Raw genomic sequence first — 4,862 nt, forward strand, 5'->3', positions numbered from 1 at the left:
CCGTTCGAGACGATCAACGTCCTGAACGGAGCGTTCGCGACAAGGGGTGGGGTCCCGGCGTGGCGGAGTCACGAATGGGACATTGACGGCGTTGGACGTCCCCCATGTGCCATTTCACGACCCTGTCGACCGGGGTGCATGTCCACGCCGGGCGTCGGCCCGGTTCGATCACGGCCACTCACTACTGAGGAACCGCATGGGGCGTTTGGGTCCTGCGGCAGTAGTCAGGCGTTGAGTTCCGCCAAGCTGGTGGGCACGTGGAACGGCGGGGTGCTGGTGCCCATGATCCGGTAGCGGCCCCACGGGTCGGGGTCGGAGATCTCGCCGGACGCGGTGTGCTCGCCCGCGCGGATCTCGACCGCCTTCTTCTTGCCGCCCGCCAGCGCGGTGAGCTTCTCGTCGGTGGCGATCCGGCCGTACCAGCGGTAGTAGCCGTCGATCGGCTGGAAGTAGCCTCGCAGGTCGACCTTCACCGCGAGTTCCGTGCCATCGACGACAAGGGTGGCCTCGCCGGCGTAGCCGTCTTCGTCGTGCTCGCTCATCAGGGACTCTCCTCCGTAGGGTTCAGCCGGCGTCGCTGTCGGCCGCGGATTCCTGCTTGGCCCTGCTCATCTGGATGACCTTGTTCGCCTCGAGCGGCACGTTCGGGTCGATGATCACGCCGTGCTGGCGGGTCAGGCCGTCGATCGCGGCCCAGATGATCTGCGTCAGGTACTCGACGACCGAGTCGCGGCCCATGGACTGCCGGTCCAGCCACCATTCACCGGTGTTCTGGACCATGCCGACAATCCCGTACGCCCACGGCTCGGCCGCTCCGGAGTCCATGTTGAACATCCGCATGTAGTCGCCGAGCAGCGCCGACAACGCGGTCGCGATGAGTTCCTTGTCCTCGGCGACTACGTCGGAGTCGCCCGCCTTCTCCTGCGTCGCACCGCGCGCGAGCAAGCGGTACAGGTTCGGGTGTTCCTCGATGACGGTGAAGAACGCGTCGAGCGCCATCCGGATGCGCGGGACCGGCGCGAGTTCGGCGTTGATGGCCGGGATCAGGCGGCCCAGCAGGATCTCGGTGCCGCGCTGGCCGAGGGCGACGTAGAGGTCAGCCTTGTCGTCGAAATGCCGGTAGAGCACCGGTTTCGTGACACCCGCTTCGGCGGCGACGTCCTCCATGCCCAGCTCGGGGCCGTGTTTGTCCAGCGCGCGGAGCGCCGCTTCCACGAACTCCGCCCGGCGGGCGATCCGGTGCTTGCGCCAGCGGTCGCGCCGGGCGTCCCCGGTGTCGGCCTCCCCGGCGGGGGCGCGCTTGCTGGAGTGCTTGCTGGAGCGCTTGACACGTTCGATCACGGTCGTCATGCTACCAGAGGTAACTGTTACTAGTGGTTACAGAAACCTGCGTCACGAAAGGGGTGTGTCGCAATGACGCGGACGCTCAAGGATCCCGGCCGCGAAAAGACCGCGGACCGGCTGCTCAAGTCGTCGGCGAACAAGTTCTACGACCCCGAGGTGGACATCGACTGGGATGCGCCACTGGTCGAGGGTAAGCGATACATCCCCGAGGAGCGTTCGTCCCTGTACGGGACCGAAATCTGGGACCGGCTGACCCCGGAACAGCGGATCGAGCTGGGCAAGCACGAGATCGCCAGCGTCGCGACCACCGGGCTGTGGTTCGAGATCCTGCTGATGCAGATGCTGCTCAAGGAGGTCTACAAGCAGGACCCGACGACCTCGCACGCGCAGTTCGCGCTCACCGAGATCGCCGACGAATGCCGGCACTCCACCATGTTCGCCCGGATGTCGGCGCGGCTCGGCGTCCCGACCTACGGCCCGGTGCCGTGGCTGCGCCGCCTCGCCAAGCTGATGCCGACGATCTCCTACGGGCCAGCGCGGTACGGCGCGATCCTGGTCGCCGAGGAGGTCCTCGACCGGCTCCAGCGCGAGCAGATGAACGACGAGGGCATCCAGCCGCTGGTGCGGATGGTGAACCGTATCCACGTCCTCGAAGAGGCGCGGCACGTCACGTTCGCTCGTGAGGAGGTCACGCGCGGTATGGCGAAGCTGTCCCGCGGCGAGCGTGTCTACCAGCAGTTCATCATCGCGCTGGTCTCGTACTTCGTGACGAGGGCGTTCATCAACCCCAACATCTACAAGGCCGTCGGCATCCGTCCACGCGACGGCGTCGAGGCGGCGCTGAACAACCCGAACTGGCGGAACACGATCGCCTGGGCGGGGGAGAAGATCATGCCGTTCCTCGACGAGTCCGGGCTGGTCGGCGCGCCGGGGATGTACTTCTGGCACAAGTCGTTCCTGCTCCCGGCGGGCCGATGACCACCGCCGAGCGGCTGCGGGACCCGGCCCGCGCGCACCGGTTCGTCACCGGTGACGGCACCGCGCTGCACCTCGAAACGAGCGGACCGGCCGATTCCGCCGCCACCCTCGTCCTCGTGCACGGCTGGACCCAGGACCACCGGACCTGGGACTTCGTGCTGCCGCACCTGGACCCGGCGATCCGGATCCTGCGTTACGACCTGCGCGGGCACGGCGGATCGGCGCACGCGAAGCCGGGTACGGCGCGGATCGAACGTCTCGCCGACGATCTCGCCGAGCTCATCGCCGGCCGCGTGCCGACCGGTCCGCTCGTGCTCGCCGGACATTCGATGGGCGGGATGACGATCATGGCGCTCGCCGAGCGGCATCCGGAGCTGGTGTCCTCGCGGGTGGCCGCGGCCGCGTTCGTCGCGACGTCCTCGGGCCAGATGGACCAGCTGACGCTCGGGCTGCCCGGCCTCGCCGGTCGTGGGGTGACCCGCCTCGAACCGCGCGTCGCGAAGTTCCTCGCGCGGATGCGGGCCGAGAACTTCCGGCTGTCGCGCGGCATGGTGCGGTCCGGCGCGCGGGTTCTCGTGTTCGGGAACCGGCCTCGTCGCGCGGAGGTCGACAGCGTGGCCGAGCAGATGTTGTGCGCGCATCCGGCGAGCGTCGGCGAGTTCATCGACGCGATCGCGCGGCACGAGGGCCGGGTCGGGCTCGGCGCGCTGCGGGACATCCCGGTCGCGGTGCTGGCGGGCGAGAAGGACCGGCTGTGCCCGCTGCCGCACGCGAAGGTCATCGCGGATGCCCTGCCGGAGGCGGAATTCGTCCGCTATCCGGGTGCCGGGCACATGCTCCCGCAGGAGCGGGCGGGCGAGGTGGCTTGCCGCGTCAACGCCCTGATCCGGTCGGCCGTCCGGACCGGATGACGTGAACGGGCAGGTCCCGGGTCCACAGGGGGATCCGGGACCTTCCCGGTAACGGCCCGCATCGCTAGCGTGATCTTCCGTTTCGTCGTCAGACCTGGGGAGTGATCACGATGCGGCAAAGACCCGCGTCCGGCATATTCGTCCTGACCTTGGCACTCGTACTCGGCGGAGCCCTGCTGGTGAGTCTGGGCCGGGGCACCTCCGGCCCAGCCGCGGCGGACACCTTCGACGGCACCGGCCGTGTCGTCGTCCGCGGTGCCTCGATGGTGCTGACCATGGACCCGAAGGCCGGTGAAGGCCCGCTCGGGCAGCTTCCCGACGCCGACGTCCTGCTCGAAGGCGACCGGATCAAGGCCGTCGGCAAGAACCTCGACACCGGCGGGGCACGCGTCGTGGACGGGCGCGGCAAGATCGTCCTGCCCGGGTTCGTCGACCTGCACAACCACCTGTGGCAGTCGCTGATCCGCGGCTGCGCGGCGGACAAGGAGCTCAACGGCTGGCTCGGCAAGTGCGTGCTGCCGTTCTACAGCAAGCCGATCACCGAGGCCGATGGCTACGCCGGTGTTCGTCTGTCCACTATGGACGTGGTCGGGACCGGGATCACCACGGTCACGGACTGGTCGCACACCTTCAACAAGCCCTTCGCCTGGGGGAATCTCCGCGCGCTCGCCGACTCGAAGCTGCGGTTCGTCTTCGCCTACGACGCGGGCTCGGACCCGGCGCTGCAGGACGCCGTCCGCGCCGCGAAACGGGAGTTCATCGATCCGAACCCGTTGGCGCACCTGCAGGTCGGGTCGCATCCGACACTGGACAACTTCGGCAACCTCGACGCGTCGGCCAAGCTCGCGCGCGAACTCGGCGTCCCGCTCAACGTGCACCTGCTGGAGTCCAAGGCCGATCCGGCGACCGGGCAGATGGAAGCGCTGCGCAAGGCGGACGCGCTGCGGCCGGGGCTGATCGCCGACCACGTCATCCACGCGACCGACGCCGACCTCGACGAACTGGCCAAGGCCGACGTGCGGGTCGCGCACAACCCGTTGTCGAACCAGCGGCTCGCGTCCGGGATCATCCGGCTGCCCGAGATGCACAAGCGCGGGCTGAAGGTCGGGCTCGGACTGGACGGCGGCACGAACGACACCAGCGACATGTTCAACGTCATGCGCGCGGCGGTGAACCTGCAGCGCGCGACCTCGACGGACCCGGCCGTCTACCCGGTGATCGCCGACGTGCTGCGGATGGCCACGCTCGGCGGAGCGGAGGCGATGGGCCTCGACCGCGAGATCGGCTCGCTGACGCCGGGCAAGAAGGCGGACCTGCAGGTGATCGACGCGCAGCAGGTCAACTTCGCGCCGCGGGTCGACTGGGTCAACCAGGTCGTCTACAACACCCAGCCCGCGAACGTGCAGTGGGTGTTCGTCGATGGGAAGGCGCTCAAGCGCGACGGCAAGGTCGTCGGCGCCGACGATCCCCGGCTCATCCGGGACGCACAGGCCGCCGCGGATCACCTCAAGACCCTGCTGCCCTGACGTGAGCTGAAGGGGGGGGGGGTTGCTGGCCGGCGTCGGGGGTCGGAACCACGCCAGGTCTCCTCGCGAGACGAGCCGGCGCACGCAGAGGGCTGGCGGAGTG

General features: G+C 68.9%; 5 protein-coding genes. 3 read left to right on the forward strand and 2 right to left on the reverse strand.

The window, feature by feature from the left end; translation table 11 throughout:
* Positions 1–224 precede the first annotated feature (224 nt).
* Both ACFWX1_RS47850 and ACFWX1_RS47855 read right to left on the reverse strand, forming a co-directional pair.
* A complete protein-coding gene (locus ACFWX1_RS47850) occupies positions 225–542 on the reverse strand; it encodes a DUF4873 domain-containing protein (protein ID WP_378396597.1) in 318 nt (105 codons plus the stop codon).
* Positions 543–564: 22 nt separating this feature from the next.
* Positions 565–1,350 (reverse strand): TetR/AcrR family transcriptional regulator, encoded by a 786-nt coding sequence (locus tag ACFWX1_RS47855; RefSeq protein WP_378331439.1) that lies wholly within the window; start codon positions 1,348–1,350, stop codon positions 565–567.
* A gap of 63 nt (positions 1,351–1,413) precedes the next feature.
* Here ACFWX1_RS47855 and ACFWX1_RS47860 point away from each other — a divergent pair, with 63 nt between their 5' ends.
* The 3 genes from ACFWX1_RS47860 to ACFWX1_RS47870 all read left to right on the forward strand — a co-directional run bounded on the left by ACFWX1_RS47860 (position 1,414) and on the right by ACFWX1_RS47870 (position 4,759).
* Complete coding sequence (locus tag ACFWX1_RS47860) at positions 1,414–2,322, forward strand: diiron oxygenase (protein ID WP_378396598.1); 909 nt, start codon at positions 1,414–1,416, stop codon at positions 2,320–2,322.
* Complete coding sequence (locus ACFWX1_RS47865; RefSeq protein WP_378396599.1) at positions 2,319–3,233, forward strand: alpha/beta fold hydrolase; 915 nt, start codon at positions 2,319–2,321, stop codon at positions 3,231–3,233. Before ACFWX1_RS47860 ends, ACFWX1_RS47865 begins: the two co-directional genes overlap by 4 nt.
* A gap of 110 nt (positions 3,234–3,343) precedes the next feature.
* A complete protein-coding gene (locus ACFWX1_RS47870; protein WP_378396600.1) occupies positions 3,344–4,759 on the forward strand; it encodes an amidohydrolase family protein in 1,416 nt (471 codons plus the stop codon).
* Positions 4,760–4,862: the final 103 nt, after the last annotated feature.

Origin of the sequence: Amycolatopsis sp. NPDC059021 (assembly GCF_042739895.1) — a bacterium.
In the GTDB taxonomy this organism is placed as follows: Bacteria; Actinomycetota; Actinomycetes; order Mycobacteriales; family Pseudonocardiaceae; genus Amycolatopsis.

Excerpts from the sequence above, each read along its gene's own strand:
- ACFWX1_RS47860 (WP_378396598.1), top strand. The coding sequence starts at position 1,414 with ATGACGCGGACGCTCAAGGATCCCGGCCGCGAAAAGACCGCGGACCGG.
- ACFWX1_RS47865 (WP_378396599.1), top strand. The coding sequence starts at position 2,319 with ATGACCACCGCCGAGCGGCTGCGGGACCCGGCCCGCGCGCACCGGTTC.
- ACFWX1_RS47870 (WP_378396600.1), top strand. The coding sequence starts at position 3,344 with ATGCGGCAAAGACCCGCGTCCGGCATATTCGTCCTGACCTTGGCACTC.
- ACFWX1_RS47855 (WP_378331439.1), bottom strand. The coding sequence starts at position 1,350 with ATGACGACCGTGATCGAACGTGTCAAGCGCTCCAGCAAGCACTCCAGC.
- ACFWX1_RS47850 (WP_378396597.1), bottom strand. The coding sequence starts at position 542 with ATGAGCGAGCACGACGAAGACGGCTACGCCGGCGAGGCCACCCTTGTC.